Source organism: Bacillus sp. CD3-5 (genome assembly GCF_006349665.1).
GTDB classification, from domain to species: domain Bacteria; phylum Bacillota; class Bacilli; order Bacillales; family Bacillaceae_G; genus Bacillus_A; species Bacillus_A paranthracis.
Window position 1 is genome coordinate 17332 of record NZ_VEPX01000002.1, and the last position, 25167, is coordinate 42498.

The window sequence follows — 25167 nt, forward strand, 5'->3', positions numbered from 1 at the left end:
ATACAAGAGTCTTTTTTATTTAACTTCGCTTTTTTTATGATATATCTCGCTAACTTTTTTAATTCTCTATAGTTCGGATACACTTTATTTATTTTACAAATGTATCGCACATCCACTCATAAAACTTTTCCTTCTCTTCAAATTGCGGATAATGCGCGGATTTTTCAAAAGTAATAAATTCTTTTTGCTCTGCTTCAACCGTATCAAAATATGTTTTTGCTGCGTGAAATGAAGTGTTATAATCATATTTCCCCATAAGGAAATAAAGCGGTAGCTTCATTTTATTCACCTTATTTGGTAATGGATTCTTTAAATCCTTTTCTAATAAGACAGTTTGAGATTTTGATAACCCAACGCTATAACGAATTACGTCAAACAAGTTATATTCATTACTGAGTAACATTCCGATGTTATCACCATCTGGGTTTTCAATGAGTCTTGATGTTCCGCCATATTTCGCAACATAATTTCGCGGAGTGTATGTATCGCCATTTTTAATTTTTTCAGTCAATCCATTTAAATAGAAAACTTCCTCTTCATTGCCTGCATTTTTCGCTTCTTCTATGACAAACTTTAAACTATCCATCTCACCTTCTACTGTATCACTCATCTGCCCTATACCAACATATGCTTCATATTTTTCAGGAGCTTTGTTAGCGGCTTGCATTCCAATATATGTACCGTAAGAATGGCCGATCAATATTACCTTTTCTTTTCCCATACGTTTTGAAATATACTCTGTCATAGCTAATAAATCCTCTACAAGAAGATCTGATGTAAGATTTGAATAGTCCTCAAAGAAATGATACGATTTCCCGCTTCCTCTTTGATCATAATTAACTACGGTGAATTTCTCTTCCAATAATTTTTGATACTTTTGAGCATATGGTATTTCTGAAGAACCAGGTCCACCATGTACAAAAATAATAACTGGATTGTTCTTATCTTTGCCACGTATCATAATTTCATGACCACTTCCATTTATCTCTATTTGTTCTAATGTACTTATACTGTTTTCCCCTTTTATTTGCGAAGTCCATGTAGGAAATACTAGCGCTACCATTAGTGTTAGTGTAGTTATGACTCCAATAAATGTTATTAATTTTTTTATCTTCTTCATGAGATGCATCCTTTCTTATAAATTTGTCAAAATAACAATTTAATTCTATAAAACTACATTATTAATATCCCATACACTTCTTAACATTCCGATATATAAACTCTTAATATTTTCTTAATTTTCAATAGATTAATCGTAGAAAAACTTGATCACATGTATTACAAATATAGAAAAAAGCCCTTGTTTTCAAACAAGGACTCTTTTCATAAACTATTTAGCTACTTCTTCTTTCGGCATTACCATACCTTTATAAAGTTGAACAGTTATCCAGTAATAGATGAAATAAATGACTAAGAAAATCCCAATTGGCACCCACACTTTTACAAACGGGTCAACTAATATGAAGCTAAATAAGTTAAGCCCTACTAACACGTGAGAAATACCAATGATTGCTGGGAAGATAAATAAATATGAAATTTCTTTATATATACTTTTCGTTAACATACTACGTCTCACACCGATTTTTCGTAACATTTCATAACGGCGTACATCACGAGAAGCACCTGTTAATATTTTGAACATTAGTGAACTTGCCATCATCGCTAAAAAGGCAATTCCGAGGAAAAATCCCATAAACATTGTTCCGCTCATTAAACTGCTCGTTAACTGATAAATTGTCATTTTCGTAAATATGTCTACTTTTGTACCTGTTGTTTTTTCAATTTGTTCTTTTTGTCTCTTATCTATTTCAATCAACAACGGTTTATACTTTTTCATATCATCTACTTTTGCTAATGTTACAGTGTGTTCTGTTCCTTGAATTCCTTTATAATACGCTTCATCTGCAATTCTTACAGGTTTTCCATTAAATTGATTATGTGTAATTTGTATTTCTCTTACAATTGCATCTTCCCAATCTCTCGGCATACGAGGGAATTTTGCTAATTCAGGAGCCTCTAAAGCAGAATATACAGGTTCAGTTAAAGGTTCAGTCACACGTTTACGAACAGGCTCTTTTAAAGTTTTTGTATCAAAGTGGTCTGAAACAAGTGGCGGTTTCGCAGTTAAATCGTTACGTAAGTAATAAACCGCTTCTCCATCTACTTTATACTTATACTGGCTTTCTTCAACAATTTCCATTTCTTTTAATGCAGCTGTATCTTGTTCATTCGGATCATGAATTACGACATCATACACACGTGAGAAGTCTGTCATAATACCTACATTTTTTTGGAACGCCATACCTGCTGTCATCGCACCTGCGCCTAATGCAATTAACATTGCTACAGTACCTAATACTCTCGACAAGCTATTTACTCGAAAGCGTAGCTGTGCATATGTAAAACTATTTAAGCCCGTTTCATTTCGTTTTTTATTCCCTTTAATTTTCATCACAAAAAATGGGAGCAATGAACTAAAGATAAAATATGTTCCAAGCGTTGTAACGATTGTCGCTATTATAAAACCAAATTCAGCATATATTTTTACATTGATCATAAAATAGTACCCTGTACTTACTAGTAATACACCAAGTACAGTCATTATAATAATGCGAGTTTTACTTTTCTTCACTTCATCTAGTGTTTCATCTTCACGTATTAATTCTAATTCTGTTTTACGTAATAAACGGATGCTATTCATTAAACCAGTAATAAAAAATAATATTAAGAAGAATATAGCTGTAACTATGATTGCTGGTGTATATACAGATGAATAACTACCCTTTGCTGAAATTTCCATACCATTCATTAAAAAGTTTCCTGCTACACTTGCTAGTAACATCCCTACTAAAATCCCGATAATAATACTAACAATACCCATCCCGAATGTTTCAATAAATAATAATTGTGCTACTTTTTTCTTTTTCGCACCAAGCATCATGTACATACCGAGTTCTTTTCTTCTTAACGTGAGTAAGAAAGAATTCGCATATATAATATAAAATACTGTAATGAAAGATAATAGTATTGCACCTACCCAGAATACGAGTCTTATACTACTAATAAGACTATTATCTTTCGTAAATTCACTATTCATCGCCATCGTTTGGAACATGTAAAAAATACTAATACTAATAACGAGACCGATAAGTAAAACCATATAATCTTTTAACATTTTTTTCATACTATGACGTGATAATTTGAATAACATAGTCTCTCCCCCCTACTTAGACTCAGCAGCTGAGCCCATATGAGCGAGCACACCTAAAATGTCTTGATAGAAACTTTCTCGCGTTCCTTGACGCTTTAATTCTTTATATAGAAGACCATCTTGAATAAATAATATACGCTCACAATAACTGGCACTAAATGCATCGTGTGTAACCATCAAAATACTTACATTATGATTTTCATGTAAATCTTGCATCGCTTCTAGTAAGCTTTTTGCATTTTTACTATCAAGTGCTCCTGTCGGTTCATCTGCTAATACGATTGCTGGATTATGTACTAAAGCTCGTGCTGCCGCTGTTCTTTGCTTTTGTCCACCAGAAACAGCAGTTGGATATTTCGTTAAAATTTCAGTAATTCCTAATTTCTTCGCCACCTCATTTACCTTTCCAGTAATTTCACTTGAAGGTACGCCTTGCAGAGAAAGTGGTAAAGCGATATTTTCATAAATTGATAAGTTTTCAAGTAAGTTAAAATCTTGAAAGATGAATCCTAATTTTTGAGATCGAAAATCTGATAATGCATTCCCCTTCATAGAAGTAATATTTGTACCAGCTATTGTCACACTACCACCTGTCGCTTGATCCAATGTACTAATCACATTCAGTAAAGTCGTCTTTCCAGATCCAGAAGGACCCATAATCCCTACAAATTCCCCTTCTTTAATACTTAATGACACACCCCTTAATGCTTTTGACTGATTCTCATTTCTTTTCCCATACGTTTTTTCTACACTTTCTACAGTAACTACATTTGTTGACATCTCTTTCACTCCATCCCTTTTGTATAAATTTAATTTCTCACACATTTCTTATCTTTTTCTCATGTAAATTATTAAGAATTTTTTAATTCTTCAAACTAAAAAGGTTATACAGATAACATGAACTATTTCCTACTTCATATTCTCATCTTTCTACAACTCGTTCCTTCGATTTCGCTTACATTTACCTTACATTTTTGTAAGGTAAAAAATATTACAAATCATTTCATAAGGTGACTCTCTTTGTAGTAATCTCCAAAAGCTCTTACAAGAAGCCATTCAAATAAAATCAGAAAATGATTTAACAGTTTGAGATGAAGTATATGGCAATAAATGATGAAGGGATAGCTTAATCGCTATCCCTTCATCATTTATTATGATTCTTTCATTACTTTAAATCCAGTAATACATGTTAATGGTGTATTTTATTATGAATCTCTATTTCTTATTTTTTATTTCCTCTTTTATACTTTCCACAAACCCATTTAGTTCAATTACTTCCGACTTTTCTTCCCCATATTTACGCACATTTACAGCTCCGTTTTCCATTTCCTTATCCCCAATAACAAGTACATAAGGAACTTTTTGCATTTGTGCTTCTCTAATTTTATATCCTAATTTTTCATCTCGCATATCTCGTTCGACACGAACACCAGCTTGTGCTAATTTATCTGCAACCTCATCTGCGTATTGTACATGGACTGCATTTGAAACTGGAATGACTTTCACTTGAACTGGTGCCACCCATGCTGGGAATGCACCTCCAAAGTGCTCAATTAATATTGCTAAGAAACGATCTAAAGATCCTAATACTGCCCTGTGAATGACAACCGGTCTTTTCTTTTCATTCTTCTCATCTATATAATTTAAATCAAACTTCTCTGGCATTTGGAAATCTAGCTGGATTGTTCCGCACTGATGACTTCTATTTAAAGCATCTTTAATATGGAAGTCAATTTTCGGTCCGTAAAATGCACCATCACCTTCATTTAGTCTATATTTATAATTTAGCGATTGTAATACATTTTCTAATGACGCTTCTGCTTGCTCCCATAACTTATCATCACCCATTGAATCTTCTGGACGAGTAGAAAGTTCTACTTCATATTCGAATCCAAAAGTTTTATATACATAATCGATTTGCGCCATTACAGATTTGATTTCATCTTCAATTTGTTCTGGAGTTACAAATAAATGTGCATCATCTTGGCAGAAAGTACGTACTCTTAATAATCCGTTTAACGCCCCACTAAATTCATGGCGATGTACTTGACCAAACTCACACATACGAATCGGTAATTCGCGATAAGAATGCAATTTATTTTTGAACATTAACATATGCCCTGGGCAGTTCATCGGTTTTAATGCAAAACTTTTATTATCCACTTCTGAGAAATACATATTATCTTTATAATGTCCCCAGTGCCCTGATCTTTCCCATACTTCTTGGTTCATCATGAATGGAGTGCGTACTTCTTGATAATTATATTGTTTTTGAATTTCTCTTAAAAAAGCTTCTAATTCATTACGAATAATTTGGCCTTTCGGTAAATAAAACGGCATTCCCGGAGCCTCTTCAGAAAACATAAATAACTCAAGCTCACTGCCTAATTTACGATGATTTCTTTTTGCCGCTTCTTCAACGAAATGTAAATACTCTTCTAATTCTTTTTGAGAAGAGAATGCAACACCATATATACGCTGAAGCACTTGGTTATTACTATCTCCTCGCCAATATGCACCAGAAACGTGAGTTAATTGGAAGGCTTTCAAATAACCTGTAGATGGTAAATGTGGCCCTCTACATAAATCTACAAATTCACCTTGCTTATATAGTGTTACACTTTCCTCACTAGGAATTGCTTCTAAAAGTTCTAATTTCAAGCGATCATTCATTTCTTGAAATAGTTTTGCTGCTTCTTCTCGAGACACCTCAACTCGCTCTATATTTATATTTTCTTTTATGATCTTTTTCATTTCTTTTTCGATTTTCCGTAAATCTTGTACGTTTACACTACTTGGAAGATCCATATCATAATAAAATCCATTTTCAATAACAGGCCCTACTCCAAGATTTATATCACCATACAATCTTTTTACAGCTTGCGCTAAAATATGTGCCGCAGAGTGTCTTGCAATTTCTACACCTTCATCTGAATCTAAAGTAATAATTTCTACTTCCGCATTTTCCTCAATATTTCGGCGCAAATCATATAACCCATCATTTACTTTCCCCGCGACTGCTTTCTTTTTTAAACTATTGCTAATGGATCCCGCAATTTCTTCTAAAGTAATTCCTTTTACAAATTCTTTCACACTACCATCTGGAAATTTAACTTCAATCATTTGTTCTTTCATTTTTCATCTCTCCATTTCATAATAAAAAGCACACTCATCCCTACAATAGGGACGAGCGTGCTTATACCCGTGGTTCCACCCAGATTCCCATCATAAAAAACATAATGGCTTCATTTACGGTAACGTCGTTTGCACGGCACTAGATACTTCATTTCCCCAGTGCAGCTCTAAGGTGGTAAGTTATTTTTCTGCGTTAGGAAGTTCTCAGCTTTCCTTCCTTCTCTGTATAACCGGGGAAAATAACTCGTGTCCTTTTCTTCGCTTATTTATTATGAAATTGAATGCAAAAAAGCATATTCATCCCTAAAATAGGGACGAATATGCTTATATCCGTGGTTCCACCCAGATTCCCATCACAAAAAACATAATGGCTTCTTTTGCGATAACGTCGCTTACACGGCACTAGATACTTCGTTTCCCTAGTGCAGCTCTAAGGTGGTAAGTTATTTTTCTGCGTTAGGAAGTTCTCAGCTTTCCTTCCTTCTCTGTATAACCGGGGAAAATAACTCGTGTCCTTTTCTTTGCTTTTTTTAAATACATCCATTAATTGTTATTTACTATATCTTATTCATTTTATTTTTGCAAGTGTTTGGAAAAGATTTTTTATTTAATAAAAAAGAAACCAAAAAATGTTTTTGGTTTCTCCTTCTCAATTTTACCAATCTTGTGGTTCGTAATTTAAGTCTGCAAATAGACGTCGTTTCTCTTTCTTCGTTAAATCTCTCCACTGTCCAACAGGTAAATTATTCAATTCAATATTCATAATTCTCGTACGTTTTAACGTGTATACTTGATAACCTAAAGCTTCACACATACGACGAATTTGGCGATTCAACCCTTGTGTTAAAATAATTTTGAACTCATATTTTGATAACTGTATGATCTCACAAGGAAGTGTTTTTGTACCTAGAATTTTAACACCCGCTGCCATTTTTTCTAAGAAATCAGGTGTAATTGGCTTATCTACTGAAACGATATATTCTTTCTCATGTTTGTTTTCAGCACGTAAAATTTCATTAACAATATCACCATCATTCGTTAACAAAATTAAACCATCTGAGTCTTTATCAAGACGTCCAATATGGCTAATTCGTAAAGGGTGATTCACTAAATCGATAATATTACCTTTTACTGATTTTTCACTCGTACATGTAATACCTACTGGTTTATTTAAAGCGATATATACGTGATCTCGAGCAATACGAAGTTGCTCTCCATTTACGCGTACATCATCACCTGGATTCACTTGGTCACCAATTTTTGCAACCTTACCGTTAATAATTACTCTTCTCTCATTAATTAATTTATCTGCTCCGCGTCGAGACGCTTTTCCAGCTTCACTAATAAATTTATTGATACGCAAATTAGGCACATCCTTTTCTAAAAAAATTTCAAGCTCACACTGCTTCTACCGTACAATACAAAAGGGTAAGCCTCCTATTATAACTTAAATATATTAACATGAAAGGGCATATAACGTCTTCTATTAATTACTTATTTATAAGAAAATATCTTTATTATACATTCATTTATACACTTTTTCCGTGCTTAATATACAAACCATTCTTCCTTACATACAACTTGTTGACCTCTCATATCTTCTATATCTTCATGAATATTAGCCAGTTTATACAACTCAGGGAAAATCTCTTCTACATAATTTTGATGCGCCATTCCATCTTTCCAATAAGTTAACACGATGTAACGATTTTCATTTTGTAAAGACTTCCCAACTACCCCACCTAGCATCCCTTTTATATTTTTCATTCCTTTATTCCAAATTGTTTCTTGTTTATGTAAAAATTGCTTTTCTTTTTCTTCCTTTACATCACATACAGCCGCCCTTACGAAGGATCCTTCTGTAACAACGTCTTTCAAAGGCACTTCTGCTATATCATACAATGTTTGAAATAATTCGATTTCACATGAAAGAAACGTATCCTCTTGATTACTATTTATATAAATTGTATCGTGAGCACCATTCATAAATGATTGATATGCATTTCTATCTTCCCATAAAGTAAATACACATGCCTCATTTTCATTCCATCCACCAAATTGTCCATAAAAACCATCTAGATGCTGTATATCACGCCATTTTTCTTGTGCTTTTGAAAACAATTCCTTTTTCTCTTCTTCCACCTTACAGTAAATTGTTTTTAGTAGCATGTTTAATTCCCCCTTTAGCATATAATTTATCTTCTTCTCACAACAATTAGTTCACATAATATTTTTATAATCACCCTAATACTCTTTATAGACATATAGAACTAATTATATTTATCACTACATCTATCAAAACATCTATCGAATTTAATTTCAAATAATTCAGAATACAAAAAAAGATGTAACTCTTAATGAATTACATCTTTAGCTAATCTCCCTTATTCATCTTTTTCTCAAATAAATAATACGTAATTTCTCCCGGATAATGTAATACAGTTACCTTCCGCTCCCCTTTTTTAAAACTAACAGTATGCCCGTTTTCACCTAAGTTCTCCCATCCACTTACCGTTGTAATAGGCATTACACTTATATATTTATAATCCTCTTCCTTATCATCGTTAATATGTATTGCTGACATTGGTATTGGAAAATCTTTAATTTTAGATTCTTTATTCATAAATATGAATGCAATTAAACAAACTAATAATATAGCCATTGAAATATTTGAAACTAGTTTTCTTCTATTCATTTCCACTAAAAATCCTCTTTTCTTACATATTATCATCATTTTACTAACTTTAATTATTTATGTATATAAAAAAATATATATTATATACTTTCTAACCTATTTTCTCTACTTAAAACAACATTATTGTTATATATTATAATTATAAGTTTTTTAATTTTGGAGGCGTTACATATTGCAAAAATTACTTTTTACTAAATGGACAGTTGTTATTTCTATTTTCATCATTTTCGGTACAATTTTCTACGTTACTAATGTTAAAAATAACAAAGAAAAAGCACCTGTAGAAACAACGGATACAAAAACTTTCAAAACGAAATTACAGCCTAAAATTAATGAATTGACTACTAATTATAATGATATCATCGAAAAAGATTGGTTGCCTGCCTGGGAAGAGATTAACACGAACAGTGATTCAGTAGACAGAGATAAACTATTAGTTACAATGAATGCTGTTTCAAAACAATATGAAAACATTATGAATGAAATAGACATTTTGAAAATTAAAGAAGATATATCGGAAGTACAAATACAAGAACAACTTCTTTATTTCACAACTGAATTTAAGGCTGCTTCTAAATTTATGAAAAACGCGGCAGATTTAATTATAGACGGAGCCACTAACTCTACTCTAAACAGTGCAACAATTGAAAATACGAAACATGCTTTAGGGCTTGCAGATCAACATATTGTCATCGCTTTATCTACTTTAACTGAAGTTGAAGAGAAATTAGGACTTTCGAAAAAATAGAATTCTTTACTATTTTAAAATAAAAAATGATTGCATTTCATTAATTGTATATCTATAATGTTTTTATTGATTCTATACACATTCAATACGTATAGGTTATTAATTTTATAATTCGGATGAACCATTCAGGAGAAGGTCTATTGATCTACCGACGGGGCAAAAAGTTGTTAACCGACTTTGAAACTCTCAGGTCTTGTTTACAAGTAGAACTGCATGGGGACGAATCTCTGGAGAGACTCCCTCTCGCTTTATATTAGTGTAGAGGAAAACGAGCACCGAAGGAGCAAATCCGCTACTATAGCGGATAATCTCTCAGGTAAAAGGACAGAGACAAGCGAAAGAAAATGCCGATTTGTATCGGTTTATTTTTCTATCCCTTGTTTCTCCAGAGACCATTTCATTTACTTGAAGTGGTTTTTATTTTTTCTAAAAAAGGAGAATAAAGATGGAGACAGTAAGTAAAGTATTAGAACAAATCAATCACTATGTGTGGGGATTACCAACGTTGTTGTTACTCGTTGGTACTGGTATTATTCTCACAGTGCGTTTAAAAGGTTTACAGTTTAGTAAACTATTATACGCTCACAAACTAGCTTTTAAAAAATCAGAAGATACATCTTCCTCTGGAGATATTAGCCACTTCCAAGCACTTATGACAGCTATGGCGGCAACGATTGGTATGGGAAATATAGCTGGTGTTGCAACTGCTGTGACGATTGGTGGACCTGGTGCCATCTTTTGGATGTGGATTACTGCTTTGTTTGGTATGGCAACAAAATATGCCGAAGCAATTCTTGCGGTGAAATACCGTGTCAGTAATGAAAATGGTGAATATTCAGGTGGACCCATGTACTATTTAGAACGTGGTTTAGGTAAGAAATGGCTTGCAGTTTTATTTGCTATATTCGGTACAACTGCTTCTTTCGGTATCGGTAACATGGTGCAATCTAATTCAGTTGCAGAGGCAATGCGAATTAATTTCTCTTTCCCTCCTGCTTTAACTGGTATAGTAATGTCATTTTTAATCGCTATCGTTATTTTAGGCGGTGTAAAAAAAATCGGGAAAGTAACAGGATATGTTGTTCCTATTAAAGCTTTCTTTTATATCATTGCTGGTCTTATCATTATTTTCTATCACTACGATCAAATTCCTGAAGCATTTTCACTTATTTTTTCTGGTGCGTTTAATGGTACTGCAGCTGCTGGTGGTTTTATCGGTGCAACAGTTGCATCAGCTATTCAAATTGGAATGGCGCGCGGCGTATTTGCGAACGAAGCTGGTTTAGGGAGTGCCCCTATTGCCGCGGCGGCTGCAAAAACTGATTCCCCTGCAAAGCAAGCTTTAGTTTCAATGACTGGTACTTTTCTAGATACGTTTATTGTATGTACAATTACAGGGCTAGTATTAATTACTACAGGTGCATGGAAGTCTGGTAAAACTGGGGTTGAAGCTACAACACTTGCGTTTCAATCTGTATTCGGTACTGCTGGTAGTATGATTCTTGGTATCGCAATTATTTTATTCGCCTACTCTACTATTTTAGGCTGGTCGTATTACGGTGAGAAATGCGTGGCTTATTTATTTGGAGAAAGTGCTGTTAAATATTATAAAGCAATCTTTATTGTCATGATTGCTATTGGTGCGAATTTAAAATTAGGCATCGTATGGACATTTGCGGATATTGCAAATGGACTTATGGCGATTCCAAACTTAATTGGTCTTATTGGGTTAAGTGGTATTGTTGTTGCTGAAACGAATCGCTTTTTACAAGCAGAGAAATTGAAAGAAAATAATAAAAAACAGGCAAGTTAATCTATGAAAAAAGGAATGACTCATACATGATGAGCATTCCTTTTTTCATCCCCTCTTTCACTTTATTACTATCATTAAAAATATATTTATATCAATGTTTACTCCTTTTTATTCCTCCAAAAGTTTTTCATATAAATGTCATAAATCGTATGGTCTAACTATATAGTTGAAAAGGAATGCGACATTAAAGTGTCGCTGAAAAACTCATCCAAGAAAAGGGAGGAAAAATCTTTTGAAAAACAAAATCATTGTTTTCCTATCTGTTTTGTCATTTATTATTGGTGGTTTCTTCTTTAACACAAATACTTCAAGCGCTGAAACATCATCTACTGATTACGTTCCTAACCAATTAATCGTTAAGTTCAAGCAAAATGCATCTTTAAGTAATGTGCAATCTTTTCATAAATCTGTCGGAGCTAATGTCTTATCTAAAGATGATAAGTTAGGTTTTGAAGTCGTTCAATTTTCAAAAGGTACTGTAAAAGAAAAAATAAAGAGTTATAAAAATAATCCAGATGTGGAATATGCAGAACCGAATTATTACGTTCACGCCTTTTGGATTCCAAACGACCCATATTTTAAAAATCAATATGGATTACAAAAGATTCAAGCTCCACAAGCTTGGGATAGCCAACGAAGTGATCCTGGTGTAAAAGTAGCCATTATTGATACAGGAGTTCAAGGCTCACACCCTGATTTGGCTTCGAAAGTAATTTACGGGCATGATTATGTTGATAACGACAATACATCTGATGATGGTAATGGTCATGGTACACATTGCGCTGGAATTACTGGAGCACTTACGAATAACAGCGTCGGAATTGCTGGTGTTGCCCCACAAACTTCCATTTATGCTGTTCGCGTATTAGATAATCAAGGAAGTGGTACTCTCGATGCTGTAGCGCAAGGTATTCGAGAAGCTGCTGATTCGGGTGCAAAAGTAATTAGTTTAAGTTTAGGAGCTCCAAATGGTGGTACTGCATTACAACAAGCCGTTCAATATGCATGGAATAAAGGCTCTGTTATAGTTGCAGCTGCTGGAAATGCTGGAAATACAAAAGCTAATTACCCTGCTTATTACAGCGAAGTAATTGCAGTTGCTTCTACAGATCAATCAGATAAGAAATCTTCATTTTCTACTTATGGTAGCTGGGTAGATGTTGCAGCACCAGGTTCAAATATATATTCCACATATAAAGGAAGCGCGTATCAATCATTAAGTGGTACATCTATGGCAACACCTCACGTTGCAGGAGTTGCTGCTCTTTTAGCAAATCAAGGATATAGCAATACACAAATTCGCCAAATTATTGAGTCTACTACAGATAAAATTAGTGGTACAGGTACGTACTGGAAAAATGGTAGAGTCAATGCATATAAGGCTGTACAATATGCGAAGCAATTACAAGAAAATAAAGCTTCTTAAGAAATAAAGTAAAACTTTAATCAGTTGATCTACCATTCATGCGGAATAAAATAGAAGGAGAGACTTCTACAACTAAAGCCTCTCCTTCTTATAAACTATATTACTCTCCCTGCTTTTTAACCATATGTAAATACAGAACAAAATCCATCATTGTCGACGAATGACCAAGTTGACGAATCATCGCTGTTATATTTCCTCTATGATATGTACCATGATTTACGACATGTTGTACTAACTCTAAAATTGAAGTTTCTAATTTTCCTACATATGGATTCTCAATAACAAATGCAGCATTCACATCTTGTATTGTACTTAAAAAGTCTTTATATTGATCTGCCATGTTTTCAAACATTTTTTCTAATTCATGTAACGATTTGTTTTCCATTTGTTTTCGTAAATCTTCTCGGTCTTGTATTGCTTCATTCATACTTTTACCATGCAATATGTGTAACCACACTTGATCTGTAATATAAATATGCGCAAACGTATCCTTAATGGATGGAAATATACTCTGTATCTGTTCAGTAAAAATAGTCTCATAGTTTGGTAATTCTTTTAGTCGATTGAATAATCGTATATTAGCCCAAGCATGGTAATCCACTTGTTTTAACATGTACTCTTTCAACCAAAATCGCCTCCTTATTGTATGAAACGAATAGTTTGTTTCTTTATTTCTGATTCTCTATCAGCCTTTACAATTCCTTTTTCTTCAATTTCACGTTTATCTATAGTTTTATATTTTACATACGTATGAAATTCCGTTTGAAATGGAAACGGTGTAATCCGAATTGTTTCCTTGTCCACCCATTCAGCTTGTATAGGTTTCTCCTCCTTACTATTAAACATTTCTGTTCCTTCAAAACCATCTTTAAACAAATCAATTTCCTCTTCCTTTTCTACACCTGGTTTATTCATACAGACATATAAAGAAAGTTCATCGCAAAACTTTAATAATCTATAATGTTTATCGAACATCGCAAATTGTTCTTTTGTTAGCGTCGTCAATATTCTTTTTTGTCGTTCTAATTCCCCTGTATAAAATGACATCATCTCTTCATCTTCCTCATTTAATGGAAATGATAAAAAATGCTTACTACAAAGTAATGCTCCGTATGGATTGGAATCCTCAATTTCATTCAAACCAATCGTATAAAAGACAAAACGTAATGAACTTGGACAATCCATAAATGTATATGGGATATTTTTAGCATCATTTAAAATTGGTACTTTATCAAGTTCTATCCATCCTCTATCATGCTCATATATTGCATCAATTGTCTCTTTTAAATATGTATCATCTTTAAAAAAATCTTCTTTTATATGCTTTGCAATCTCTCCAGCTAAAAAACCATGATCATGTTGACGAATTAATATACTTTCTTTCTCATCCTTTTCACGAAAAATCATCCGTATACTCCCCCTCATCCTCATATTACAGCGTTTTCTATGCATCATTTCTTAATTAATCCCTAATTATTAGCAGGGATTCAGTTTCCTGCAACGAAATTAACATAACTATATAGCATTCTTTCTAACAATATAAAGAGCTTTATCTTTCCTATCTATTATACTAAATCATTCATTCCAAAAAATTTTTTTATGAGGTGAAAACATGAACAAAACAGAATTAATTAAAAATGTCGCACAATCAGCTGATATTTCTCAAAAGGATGCTTCTGCAGCTGTACAATCTGTATTTGACACAATTGCTACTGCATTACAGTCTGGCGATAAAGTTCAATTAATCGGCTTTGGAACTTTTGAAGTGCGTGAAAGATCTGCTCGTACAGGACGTAATCCACAAACCGGCGAAGAAATTCAAATCGCTGCTGGTAAAGTTCCTGCATTTAAAGCAGGTAAAGAGTTAAAAGAAGCTGTGAAATAAACAAGAAACCAGCCATTTTATAGGCTGGTTTCTTGTTTTAATTTAGTAATTGCTTTATATTTTCTGCATGATACACCTCGCAAATATAAAATATGCATCTGCAGTTACTTACAATTTGATATTTTCTTGTTGGATACACATGCGCCGAAACAGAGCATCCATCGAACAATTCAATAATATTCCCAGAAGGCTGATATCCTTCATATAATACGTTCCTTCTTACTTCCATCTTTTCTATAAGTTTTTCAACTGGAATGTTTCCACTCTCTAGCTCCATCTTTATTGTATTTGGTAAAAACGAGGTATCCGCAAAAATGAGATTTTCAGATAATACTTTTCCTTTATAACTAATATTGGATACACGGTAAAGAAATGTTCCGTTTTTATCAAAGAAACTCTTTGCTTCTTTCGGGATATACTGTCTATCCAGCACCTCTTGTTCTAAAACATCAAACTGAACTGTATCATTCAATAACTTTTCTAAAGCATGAATAGATGATGTATCTCCAGAAAATAAAATATTTTTAATTGCTTGTACATTATAAGTGGATTCATTTGTTCTATTTTCCGCTACTAGCATGAGGAACACCTCTTCTATAAAGTATTTTATTAAACTTATTTATAATTTAAAAGCGCTACTGCATCCAGCTGTATGATTTCTGTGACTTCTTTACTACATATTGCAATTGAAGCTATATAATCTACACTTGGCCTTAAATCTCTCATCACTGTATTTTCTACTAACTCTTGTCTACCCTGAAAAACTAACAAGTTTGGAGGATCATTTGGAGCTGATATAGTAATATCCACTGGTGGAATCATTAGACCTTCACCTGTCGCTTTGAGCACAGCTTCCTTTCTAGTCCAATATGTTAAAAAACCTTCTATTTTTTGTTCATTAGGTAACTTCATAACTTGCGCTATTTCAATGTCGGTTAATACGCCTTCTGCCATTTTCATAACATCAACATCTGGATTCATTTGTTCAACATCAACGCCTACAGGTGCAGACTTTGTAAATGCAACTACAACCCACTCACCCGAATGTGAAACCGATAACTGCGGCATCCCCTCTGGTAATTGTGGTCTACCATGTTGTAACTTACATACTGGGCACATTCGATTAATTGGAACTTGAACTGGCGACATAGAAAGCATTTTACCTAGAACTAATCTACTAATTACACAGCCTATTATAAAACGGGCACGATCTGCCGAATGATGATATGAATTTGCTTTTTCTCGTTCAACATCATTTAGTAAATTGTAATGCCATGATTGTAAATCCGAAATCCTTCCCCACCATATTTGACAATCATTCTCATTCAAAATTGGTATAGAATCTACAACTTTACTTTCTATCATGTAAACTCTCTCCTTCTAAATACCCAATGTAGATTAATTCCAAAATACCATTACCAAACTTATTCATTGACAATTTCTTTCTCTTTTTGTAATACAGGTAACGGTTTTTTCTTCTTTTTTGACATTACCTCTTTATCAGAAATACGTAAAGAAAATAGTAATGCTACGAGTAAAAATATTGCTGATCCAATTAATGCTGCTTGATATGGCAATAAATCTGAATGAGTATTATGTTGTACACTGCTATTTCCAAAACCGGCTAGTATACTAGCTAAAACAGCAACTCCTATCGCTGAACCTAATCGATTTTGCACATTAAATATAGTAGTTGCTCTCCCCATAGAAGGCGGCGTTATATTGTTAAATGCAGAAAATTGAACTGCTCCAACTGATTGGCCTAAGAAAATACCTATGCCAAACAATAATACCCGTATTTGCCAAGGGTTCGTATCGTGATTTACAAAACTTAATAAAATAAAGATAATCGCCGTACAAATTAACCCTATAGAAATTACCTTACGAGCTCCTAATTTCTTATATGACCATGGTACGATCTGTGACGATATCATTAATCCAATGGCCTCTGGGAATGTAGTAAGGCCTGATTCCAGTGCGGATACCCCTATTACATTTTGATACATAAGCGGAAAAACAAATAACATTCCTAGTAAACCAGCTGAAGAAAACAATGAAATAAGACTCATTTTTCTAAAGACTGGTTCTTTTAATAAGTTTAAATCTAGCATCGGTTGCTTTACTTTAAGTTCTACAATGATAAACAGTGTAATAAATACAATCCCAGCTATTCCAGTACTTATAACCTCTGTAGAAATCCAGCCTCTTGATGGCCCTTGACTGAGCGCATAGATTAGCATCGCAAACCCTGGTGCTGAAAAAACAAAACCGAGGTAATCAAAGCGACCAGCTGATTTTTCAATATGCTCTTTTAAAAATAGAAGACCGAATAGTAACGCCATAATTCCAAATGGTAAATTAATATAAAATGCCCAGCGCCAAGACATTTGATCTACAAAAAAGCCCCCAATAATTGGTCCTACTGCCGGTGCAACAGCAATTGGCAACACAATAAACCGAGAAATTTTCGGCCTTTCCTCTGGTGAAAATGTTCGGAATAACATCGCCATCCCAACTGGTGTTAAAAGCCCCCCACCAGCACCTTGAATAATACGAAAAATATTCAATGAAGTAATATCGTTCGCTACTCCGCATAATGCAGACGCAGTTGTAAATACGAAAAGAGCAATTAAAAATACCCTTTTCGTACCGAATCGATCTCCTAACCAACCGGAAATTGGAAGGAAAACAGCTAGGCTAACTAAATACCCAACATTAACTGACCCCATTGCGGATGGCGGCACTTGTAGTTCTTTACTTATCGTTTGGAGTGCTACATTCACAATTGTTGCATCCATTGCAGCCATAAACATCGCTGTTATATATACGATGCTTACAACTACTTTTGGATTTATTTTTGCCTTCATTATCGTTTTCCTACTAATATTTTTTCGCCAACTTCATTACTTTTTGGATTCAAATCTTCCCAGTTATTTTCAACATATTGTAAACAATCATTTCTACTAGCCTCTTCATGTACAACATTCCAACCAATAGGTACGTCAAGAAAGACAGGCCAGAGAGAATACTGGCCCTCCTCATTTTTTAATACTCTATATGTGTAATTATCATTTTCAAATGGATTCGTCATACTGTACTTACCCCTTTCTTATCCTGCAAATATTTCGCTAATACTTGTCCAATTTCTGTAAGTGGTCCTGGTTGACATAAATCTTTATGTCTACAATCAATATCGTATTGTACAATTTGCCCATCTAAATAATTTAGCCACGTATTTGGAGAAATAGGATCAAACCAGTCTGGTATAACAGTAGATCTAAAGAATAAAATATCTCCGTTATAAACTTTCGGTACATATTTCCCTAACAATCCTACCGAATTTACATATGTTTCTTTCAAGTTCAAAATAGTCTCTTCTTCAAGACTTGCTAATGCACTTCCATCTTTACGAAGTATTTCAATCGCACTTTCCATCGTAAGTGGTTTGCCATCCATGTTGTCTGGATCATATCCACCTAGAGCCAGTAGTGCGATTAACGCTTCTTCTTCAGTAGGCGCTTCCGTATTCGGTAAAAAGTGACCAGGATAAGAATCTAGCATAACGAGTAAGTCTACTTCTTCCCCTTCATTTTGCAGTTGCGCCGCCATTGCATGCACAACATTTCCTCCAAGTGACCAACCGAGTAAACGATATGGTCCGTGAGGCTGTACTTCACGAACGTGTTTTAAATAATCCGCTGCCATTTCCTCTAAACTTCTTGGAAGTTCTTCATTTCTAGCGATACCACGTGCTTGTACACCATAGATTGGATAATCTGTTCCTAAAGATTTCATAAGTCCTGCATAGCACCAACTTAATCCACCTGCTGGGTGTACACAAAATAGTGGCAATTGGTCTCCGCTTACTCGTAATGGAAGCAACACATCGAGTGCACTTTGTCCATTTCCCACTTCAAGTCTTTCAGCAAGACCTGCAACAGTAGGTGCTGCAAATAAAGTTCCGATATTTAATTCGATCCCAAGTGCTTCTTTAATACGGCTCATAAGCTGCACTGCAAGAAGTGAATGGCCACCTAGATCAAAGAATCCGTCATCAATTCCAATTTGCGGCACACTTAAAACTTCTGTAAACAAGTCACATAACATTTCTTCTTGCGGTGTTCTTGGCCCACGACTAGAAGCTGATGCGATAAATTCTGGAGCCGGCAATGCCTTTCTATCTAATTTACCGTTTGGAGTTAATGGCAACTCATTTACTACTACAAAAGCGTATGGAACCATGTAATCTGGTAAACTACTTCCAGCAAATTGGCGCATTTCATTCGTATCAATCATTTCATTATTTGATGCGACGATATAAGAAACTAATCGTTTATCCCCTGGTTGATCTTCCCGTACAATAACGGCTACTTGCTCAACTGTAGGGTGTTTCATTATGACTGCTTCTATTTCCCCTAATTCAATTCGGAATCCGCGAATTTTTATTTGATGATCTGCGCGTCCTATATAATCTAGCGTCCCATCTTGACGCCAACGTGCTAAGTCTCCAGTACGATACATTCTTGTACCCGGCTTGCCAAATGGATCTGCAATAAAACGTTCTGCAGTTAAACCTGCTCTTCCTAAATATCCACGAGCAAGCCCAGCACCTGCAACATACATTTCTCCAACTACTCCAGGTGGCACTGGTTGTAAATAATGATCTAATACGTATACTTTAAGGTCAGGTATACTGCACCCAATTAAACTATTTGCTCGTAAAGAAACGGTACTCTCATCTAGCTCAATATAACTAACATGTACTGTCGTCTCAGTAATACCGTACATATTAATAAGCTGCGGTGCGTTATGAGGATGTCGACTATACCAATCTTCTAATCGACTTAGCTCAAGTGCTTCACCTCCAAAAACAACATATCGTAAAGATAATTGTTGGCCAATTTCTTCATTTTCACGATCTGCTTGCATCAATTGATAGAATGCTGATGGAGTTTGGTTTAAAACAGTTACCTTTTCTTTAACAAGAAGCTGTAAAAATTCTTTCGGCGATCGACTTACAGTATGTGGAACTACAACTAAACGCCCTCCGTATAATAAAGGTCCCCAAATTTCCCAAACCGAGAAATCAAAAGCATATGAATGGAACATCGTCCACACATCGTTTCCATCAAACTGGAACCAATGATCAGTTGCTCCTAAAAGTCTTACTACATTTTGATGAGGTATCATAACGCCTTTCGGTCTACCTGTTGAACCTGATGTATAAATAACGTAAGCAATATGTGATGGAGTTAATGGCTTCACGCGCTCCATTTCATCAATATTGTCTTCACTATGTTTCTCAATTTCTTCTATTACTTTTACATTATCAACTAAAACTTTTAGTGCTTCATTACATTCAATTTCCACTTCTGAATTCGTTAAAACACATGATGGTTTCGCATCGTGTAGCATAAACGAAATACGGTCTGCTGGGTAATCTGGATCTAACGGAAGGTATCCAGCACCAGCTTTAAGAACAGCTAATAAGCTTACAACCATATTTAATGATCTTGGCATCGCTAAAGCAACGAGTTGATCAGGACCAATTCCTTTTGCTATTAGGAATCGAGCTATTTTATTTGCTTTTCTATTTAACTCTTCATAAGTTAATTTCTTATTTTCAAAGACGACAGCAATAGCATTTGGATTAATATGAACCTGCTTTTCAAATAATTGTGGCAATGTCATGTCTGGTGCAATTTGAAAACCACCATTCCACTTTTCTAACACTGTATTTTTCTCTGCTAAAGTTAATATTTCTAATCTGCCAATGGATTGATCTGGATTTGTCGCCGCATCATCTAATAACAAAATGAATCGTTCTATTAGTTTTTGAACCGTTTCATGTTTATATAAATCGGTACTAAACTCTAGTAATCCATGTAAACCGTTCGGAGTACCATCAACCCCGTTACTCTCACTAATTTCAAATGTTAAATCAAACTTCGCAGAGCCAACACTTTGAATTTCAAGTCTCGCTTCTATATCCGGGACATCAAAGATTGCTTCTGGCGTATTTTGGAAAGCTAACATAACTTGAAATAGCGGATGACTATTTCGAGTACGCACCGGGTTTAACACTTCAACGAGTCGTTCAAATGGAACATCTTGATTTTCATAAGCTGCAAGATTTGCCTGCTTCACTCTATTTAATAATTCTTTAAAACTTGGATCTCCTGAAGTATTTGTACGTAACACTAATGTATTTACAAATAAACCAACAATATCTGAAAGTACATCATCATTTCTTCCAGCAATCGGACTTCCAATTGGTATATCAGTGCCTGCACCTAATCTTGTAAATAGCGCACTTAGTCCTGCTTGCAATACCATAAACAAACTAACTCCGTTTTTCCGTGCGAGCTCTACTAACCTACTATGCATACCTGCATCTATATGAAAATGAATTGTTTCTCCTCTGTAACTCGTTTCCATTGGACGCTGATAATCTGTAGGTAACTCCAATTGATCTGGTAATCCCTTTAACTCTTTCTTCCAAAAATCTAATTGTGTTGAAATGAGACTTTCTTGTGTAGTTTCATCCCCTAACAATTGCTGTTGCCAAAGTGCATAATCTGCGTATTGAACTGGAAGTGTTTCCAGCTGTACGCTGTCACCTTGACATCGTGCTTTATATGCCGTTGTAAAGTCTCTCGTTAACGGTTGTAATGACCAGCCATCCCCTACAATATGGTGCAATAGAATTAGCAATACATGTTCGTTTTCATTCACTGTAAATAGTTGCAAACGAACTGCTGGCTCAACATCAAGGTTAAAGCTATATCTTATCGCTTCTGCAAGCACACTTTCTAATTCCTCTTTACATATTTTTGTTTTAATCATTTCTAGATTTAAATCTTCTATATCTAAAATTTTCTGATAGGAACTACCTAATACGTTAGGGAAAATTGTTCTCAGTGTTTCATGTTTCTCGACTACATCATAAAAGGCACCTTGTAATGCTTCCTCATTTAACTTTCCAGACAAACGAATGACTAACGGAATATTATAAGTAGGGCTTGGACCTTCTAAACAATGTAAGAACCATAACCTACGCTGTGCAAATGAAAGTGGAACTTCACTTGGTCTACTTACTTTCTTAATAGTTGGTCTAGCATTTTTTGCTTGATCCAATTGCTTCGCTAGTTCAGCAACAGTTGGCGATTCAAATAGTTTTCCAATTCCTAATTCAACACTTAACGTTTCACGAATTCTTGCCATTAAACGCGATGCAAGAAGCGAATGGCCACCCATTTCAAAGAAATTATCATCAATGCTAATACGAGAAACATCAAGTACTTCTGCAAATAAATCACATAATATTTCTTCTTTCGGATTTCTAGCAACTCTCTCATTGTTCATGCCATTAAAATCAGGCGCAGGTAATTTCTTTCTATCAACCTTTCCATTTGGTGTTAATGGTAATTCTTCTAGCAATACAAGTGCTGATGGTACCATATAATTCGCTAAACTTTCTGAAACATAAGAACGAATTTCTGAAAGATGAATCGTTTCCTTCTCTTCGGCAACAATATAAGCAATGATTCGTTTATCATTTGGGCGGTCTTCTCGTACCATTACTACTGCTTGCTTAATATTTTCATGGCGTTGTAATACCATTTCAATTTCAGCTAATTCAATTCGAAAACCACGAATTTTAATTTGATGATCTGCGCGGTTCATGTACTCTAAAACACCATCACTGCGCCATTTTACTAGATCACCTGTACGGTACATGCGCTGCCCTGGTTTTCCATAAGGATTTGCAACAAACCGTTCAGCTGTTAACTCTGGTTTTCCTAAATATCCGCTTGCAAGTCCTTCCCCTGCAATATATAATTCACCAATAACTCCAGGTGGAACTGGTTGTAACCCTGCATCCAATACATACACTTCTGTATTGCAAATTGGCTTTCCGATAGGAGGTATCCCCTTTTCACTTTCATCAATGTTCATGAAGGTAGACCAAATCGTCGTTTCAGTTGGTCCATATAAATTAGTTATTGAGCAGCCTAATTCTCTTAATTTATTTGCTAAATGCCCTGGAAGAGCTTCACCACCAACGAGCACATTTAGCCCTTGTATCCTCTCTGGATATTCAGTTACTAACGCCTGCCAGAGCGTCGGTGTAGCTTGCATAATTGTCACTCTTTCTTCTTGTAACAGCGCCGTTAACGCCGAAGGTTCTTGAATTACCTCTTTTGGAGCAATTGTTATACTTGCACCGCTAATAAGAGGTAAATAAATTTCTAGAGCAGAAATATCGAACGCAAATGTTGTAACTGCTAATAAATGATCATGTTCATGTAACGAAAACTTTTGTTGCATAGCCATTAAAAAGTTACTTAAACCTCTCATAGGAACAATTACACCTTTTGGGTTACCCGTTGAGCCTGAAGTATATATTGTATAGGCTGGGTTTAAAAGTGATACATCATTCTTACATTCTATATTCATACGAGAATATGTATGTAATGCTAGTTTCGTTTCTTCGTTATCTAATACAATTTTTTTCATATCATTTTCTATAACTAACTTAGATGAAACAGATGAATGTGTTATGATACAAACTGGTTTTGCATCATTTACTATATAATTGATTCGCTCGGCTGGATATTCTGGATCTATCGGTAAATACGCTGCACCAGCCTTTAAAACTGCTAGCATACTAACTATCATTTCCGTTGATCTTTGAAATACTAAAGCTACAAACTGATTTGGTCGTATTCCTTCTTCTACTAAATAATGTGCTAGTTCATTCGCTCGTTCATTTAGCTCTTTATACGTAAAGTTTACACCGTCACAAGTAATCGCTAGTTTATTTGGAGTTTTTTGCACTTGTTTTTCAAATGATATAGGTAGACTGATTAACTCATCGTCTTCCTTCGTTTTATTCCATTCCAATAAAACTTTATGATTTTCTTCAGGAAGAGTAATGTTTATGCTTCCAATCGACGCGTCTTTTTGATATGTACTTATCATTAATTCTAATACATTCATAAATCTCTCTTTATGCAGCGTTAGTTCCGCGCCATTATATACTTCCGGATTCGCATCAAAATGAATCATTAGCTCAGTTTCATCGAAACGTTTATAAACATTTATTGATAAATCATCGACAGGTCCGGCTGACAAATTATGTGTAATACCATGATTCCCAGCAAAGTTAAGCCCATAATCAAAAGGCATCACATTCACTAATGGCCCGAATAACCTTTGATTTTCGCCTAGTAACTTTAAATCTCTCCTTAATTCTTCATGACGATATTTATGATGACGACGTACGTCTCGGATTTCTTTAGAAACTTGCTGTAATAATTCTGCAAGAGTGATATTTGGAGTTACAGTGAGACGAAGTGGTACTAAATTCATTACCATGCTCGGTGTATAAATAGATGCTGAACCGAGACGCCCCATCATCGGTAAACCTAAAACAATATCATTTGCACCTGTTAATTTATGCATATATATACTTGTTACAGCGACAATAAATTCTGGCCAACTTGTTAAAGAAACATTAATATCTTCTAGTAAAGTTTTCGTACTAGAACTAGATAAATAAGCTGTTTCACGTAAAAATCCATTTGATGTTCTCGGTGCTCGTTCTGCCAAACTTACAACTTCTGGTTCATCCGCAAATTTTTCTAACCAAAAAGCACGATCTTCCTGAAATTGTTTAGACTCACGATATTCCATATCTTCTTGCACAACTTTTGCAAGAGAACCAAATGTCTTTTCATTCTTGTTTGTTTCTTCTATAAGTGATGTATACTCATTCGCTACCTTTTGGCTAAGAAGTGAAAATCCATAGCCATCCATCACAATGTGATGGATGCGCTGATACCAAAAGAAACGATTATTTTCAACTTGAATAAGTGCTTCAGTAAATAAAGTATCTTTTTTCAAATCGACTGGCATAGATAAATCATTTTTCATCCATGCTTTAGCAGCCTCTTCAGGATTTTCTTCTTTACGAACGTCAATAAAATGCATATGAAACTGTGATTCTTCAATAACTTGCCATGGGCCAATTTCATCCTCTTCGAAGCGAACATGAAGTGCTTCTGCTTCCATTACAACTTTACGTACAGCTAATTCAAAAATGTCTTGATGAATATTTCCGTTTATTTCTACATATTCCCCAGTATTATAAATTGGATTAAGTGGATCTAATTTTTGCGCAAACCACATACCAGACTGCGCAGATGATAACGAATGACGAACCTTTTGACTATTAGGCATTCTTCACTA

The 25167-nt window shown here is 34.7% G+C and carries 18 protein-coding genes, 1 riboswitch and 2 other annotated features; of the genes, 4 read left to right on the top strand and 14 right to left on the bottom strand.

The genetic code is table 11. The annotated features are described in order from the left end of the window. Window positions 1-88 precede the first annotated feature (88 nt). The 7 genes from FH036_RS05140 to FH036_RS05170 all read right to left on the bottom strand — a co-directional run bounded on the left by FH036_RS05140 (window position 89) and on the right by FH036_RS05170 (window position 9080). Window positions 89-1120, bottom strand: a complete 1032-nt coding sequence (locus tag FH036_RS05140) for an alpha/beta hydrolase (RefSeq protein ID WP_138322041.1) — start codon at window positions 1118-1120, stop codon at window positions 89-91. Between the two features lie 210 nt (window positions 1121-1330). Further along, window positions 1331-3211, bottom strand: a complete 1881-nt coding sequence (locus FH036_RS05145) for an FtsX-like permease family protein (protein WP_139895472.1) — start codon at window positions 3209-3211, stop codon at window positions 1331-1333. Window positions 3212-3223: 12 nt separating this feature from the next. Beyond that, window positions 3224-3991: an ABC transporter ATP-binding protein gene (locus FH036_RS05150; RefSeq protein WP_000106430.1), complete on the bottom strand. Its 768-nt coding sequence runs from the start codon at window positions 3989-3991 to the stop codon at window positions 3224-3226. Window positions 3992-4426: 435 nt separating this feature from the next. Next, window positions 4427-6346, bottom strand: coding sequence for a threonine--tRNA ligase (gene thrS / locus FH036_RS05155; protein ID WP_139895473.1), 1920 nt, complete (start codon window positions 6344-6346; stop codon window positions 4427-4429). A gap of 44 nt (window positions 6347-6390) precedes the next feature. Continuing rightward, window positions 6391-6614 (bottom strand) — a binding site (T-box leader). 39 nt (window positions 6615-6653) lie between these two features. Then, window positions 6654-6877: a binding site (T-box leader), on the bottom strand. A gap of 124 nt (window positions 6878-7001) precedes the next feature. Next, window positions 7002-7709 carry a pseudouridine synthase gene (locus tag FH036_RS05160; protein WP_139895474.1) on the bottom strand — a complete coding sequence of 236 codons (708 nt, stop codon included), beginning with the start codon at window positions 7707-7709 and terminating at the stop codon, window positions 7002-7004. 185 nt (window positions 7710-7894) lie between these two features. Then, window positions 7895-8515 (bottom strand): YdbC family protein, encoded by a 621-nt coding sequence (locus tag FH036_RS05165; RefSeq protein ID WP_138322044.1) that lies wholly within the window; start codon window positions 8513-8515, stop codon window positions 7895-7897. A gap of 205 nt (window positions 8516-8720) precedes the next feature. Further along, window positions 8721-9080, bottom strand: coding sequence for a hypothetical protein (locus FH036_RS05170; RefSeq protein ID WP_373995679.1), 360 nt, complete (start codon window positions 9078-9080; stop codon window positions 8721-8723). 133 nt (window positions 9081-9213) lie between these two features. On the opposite strand from FH036_RS05170, the gene FH036_RS05175 reads away from it, so the two are divergent. From FH036_RS05175 to FH036_RS05185, 3 genes are all read left to right on the top strand, one after another. Beyond that, complete coding sequence (locus FH036_RS05175; RefSeq protein ID WP_001170886.1) at window positions 9214-9789, top strand: hypothetical protein; 576 nt, start codon at window positions 9214-9216, stop codon at window positions 9787-9789. A gap of 217 nt (window positions 9790-10006) precedes the next feature. Next, a riboswitch (glycine riboswitch) is annotated at window positions 10007-10127 on the top strand. 107 nt (window positions 10128-10234) lie between these two features. Beyond that, on the top strand, window positions 10235-11602 hold the full coding sequence (locus tag FH036_RS05180; protein ID WP_000451019.1) for an alanine/glycine:cation symporter family protein: 1368 nt from the start codon (window positions 10235-10237) through the stop codon (window positions 11600-11602). 232 nt (window positions 11603-11834) lie between these two features. Further along, complete coding sequence (locus FH036_RS05185) at window positions 11835-13028, top strand: S8 family peptidase (protein ID WP_139895475.1); 1194 nt, start codon at window positions 11835-11837, stop codon at window positions 13026-13028. A 100-nt stretch (window positions 13029-13128) separates the two neighbouring features. On the opposite strand, the gene FH036_RS05190 is transcribed toward FH036_RS05185, so the two are convergent. Then, window positions 13129-13653 carry a DinB family protein gene (locus FH036_RS05190; RefSeq protein WP_044791064.1) on the bottom strand — a complete coding sequence of 175 codons (525 nt, stop codon included), beginning with the start codon at window positions 13651-13653 and terminating at the stop codon, window positions 13129-13131. A 14-nt stretch (window positions 13654-13667) separates the two neighbouring features. After that, the gene (locus FH036_RS05195) at window positions 13668-14435 is read right to left on the bottom strand and encodes a DUF3891 family protein (protein ID WP_044791063.1); all 768 of its coding nucleotides are present in this window, start codon (window positions 14433-14435) and stop codon (window positions 13668-13670) included. Between the two features lie 205 nt (window positions 14436-14640). On the opposite strand from FH036_RS05195, the gene FH036_RS05200 reads away from it, so the two are divergent. Next, complete coding sequence (locus FH036_RS05200; RefSeq protein WP_001043907.1) at window positions 14641-14913, top strand: HU family DNA-binding protein; 273 nt, start codon at window positions 14641-14643, stop codon at window positions 14911-14913. 37 nt (window positions 14914-14950) lie between these two features. On the opposite strand, the gene FH036_RS05205 is transcribed toward FH036_RS05200, so the two are convergent. The 5 genes from FH036_RS05205 to FH036_RS05225 are packed head-to-tail and all read right to left on the bottom strand — an operon-like array spanning window position 14951 to window position 25158. Next, window positions 14951-15493 carry a hypothetical protein gene (locus FH036_RS05205; RefSeq protein ID WP_044791062.1) on the bottom strand — a complete coding sequence of 181 codons (543 nt, stop codon included), beginning with the start codon at window positions 15491-15493 and terminating at the stop codon, window positions 14951-14953. Between the two features lie 35 nt (window positions 15494-15528). Then, on the bottom strand, window positions 15529-16278 hold the full coding sequence (gene sfp, locus FH036_RS05210; RefSeq protein ID WP_044791060.1) for a 4'-phosphopantetheinyl transferase Sfp: 750 nt from the start codon (window positions 16276-16278) through the stop codon (window positions 15529-15531). Between the two features lie 59 nt (window positions 16279-16337). After that, complete coding sequence (locus FH036_RS05215) at window positions 16338-17780, bottom strand: MDR family MFS transporter (protein WP_139895476.1); 1443 nt, start codon at window positions 17778-17780, stop codon at window positions 16338-16340. After that, complete coding sequence (locus FH036_RS05220) at window positions 17780-18004, bottom strand: MbtH family protein (protein WP_098671266.1); 225 nt, start codon at window positions 18002-18004, stop codon at window positions 17780-17782. The genes FH036_RS05215 and FH036_RS05220 overlap by 1 nt, the downstream gene beginning before the upstream one ends. Further along, entirely contained in the window at window positions 18001-25158 is a 7158-nt protein-coding gene (locus FH036_RS05225; protein ID WP_139895477.1) for an amino acid adenylation domain-containing protein, read from the bottom strand. The genes FH036_RS05220 and FH036_RS05225 overlap by 4 nt, the downstream gene beginning before the upstream one ends. Window positions 25159-25167 lie beyond the last annotated feature (9 nt).

What these genes read in the sequence shown, in the direction of transcription:
- FH036_RS05170 (WP_373995679.1), bottom strand. Translation starts at nt 9,080, where the DNA reads ATGATGATAATATGTAAGAAAAGAGGATTTTTAGTGGAAATGAATAGA.
- FH036_RS05225 (WP_139895477.1), bottom strand. Translation starts at nt 25,158, where the DNA reads ATGCCTAATAGTCAAAAGGTTCGTCATTCGTTATCATCTGCGCAGTCT.
- FH036_RS05140 (WP_138322041.1), bottom strand. Translation starts at nt 1,120, where the DNA reads ATGAAGAAGATAAAAAAATTAATAACATTTATTGGAGTCATAACTACA.
- sfp (WP_044791060.1), bottom strand. Translation starts at nt 16,278, where the DNA reads ATGATAGAAAGTAAAGTTGTAGATTCTATACCAATTTTGAATGAGAAT.
- FH036_RS05150 (WP_000106430.1), bottom strand. Translation starts at nt 3,991, where the DNA reads ATGTCAACAAATGTAGTTACTGTAGAAAGTGTAGAAAAAACGTATGGG.
- FH036_RS05215 (WP_139895476.1), bottom strand. Translation starts at nt 17,780, where the DNA reads ATGAAGGCAAAAATAAATCCAAAAGTAGTTGTAAGCATCGTATATATA.
- thrS (WP_139895473.1), bottom strand. Translation starts at nt 6,346, where the DNA reads ATGAAAGAACAAATGATTGAAGTTAAATTTCCAGATGGTAGTGTGAAA.
- FH036_RS05220 (WP_098671266.1), bottom strand. Translation starts at nt 18,004, where the DNA reads ATGACGAATCCATTTGAAAATGATAATTACACATATAGAGTATTAAAA.
- FH036_RS05195 (WP_044791063.1), bottom strand. Translation starts at nt 14,435, where the DNA reads ATGATTTTTCGTGAAAAGGATGAGAAAGAAAGTATATTAATTCGTCAA.
- FH036_RS05205 (WP_044791062.1), bottom strand. Translation starts at nt 15,493, where the DNA reads ATGCTAGTAGCGGAAAATAGAACAAATGAATCCACTTATAATGTACAA.
- FH036_RS05165 (WP_138322044.1), bottom strand. Translation starts at nt 8,515, where the DNA reads ATGCTACTAAAAACAATTTACTGTAAGGTGGAAGAAGAGAAAAAGGAA.
- FH036_RS05180 (WP_000451019.1), top strand. Translation starts at nt 10,235, where the DNA reads ATGGAGACAGTAAGTAAAGTATTAGAACAAATCAATCACTATGTGTGG.
- FH036_RS05200 (WP_001043907.1), top strand. Translation starts at nt 14,641, where the DNA reads ATGAACAAAACAGAATTAATTAAAAATGTCGCACAATCAGCTGATATT.
- FH036_RS05145 (WP_139895472.1), bottom strand. Translation starts at nt 3,211, where the DNA reads ATGTTATTCAAATTATCACGTCATAGTATGAAAAAAATGTTAAAAGAT.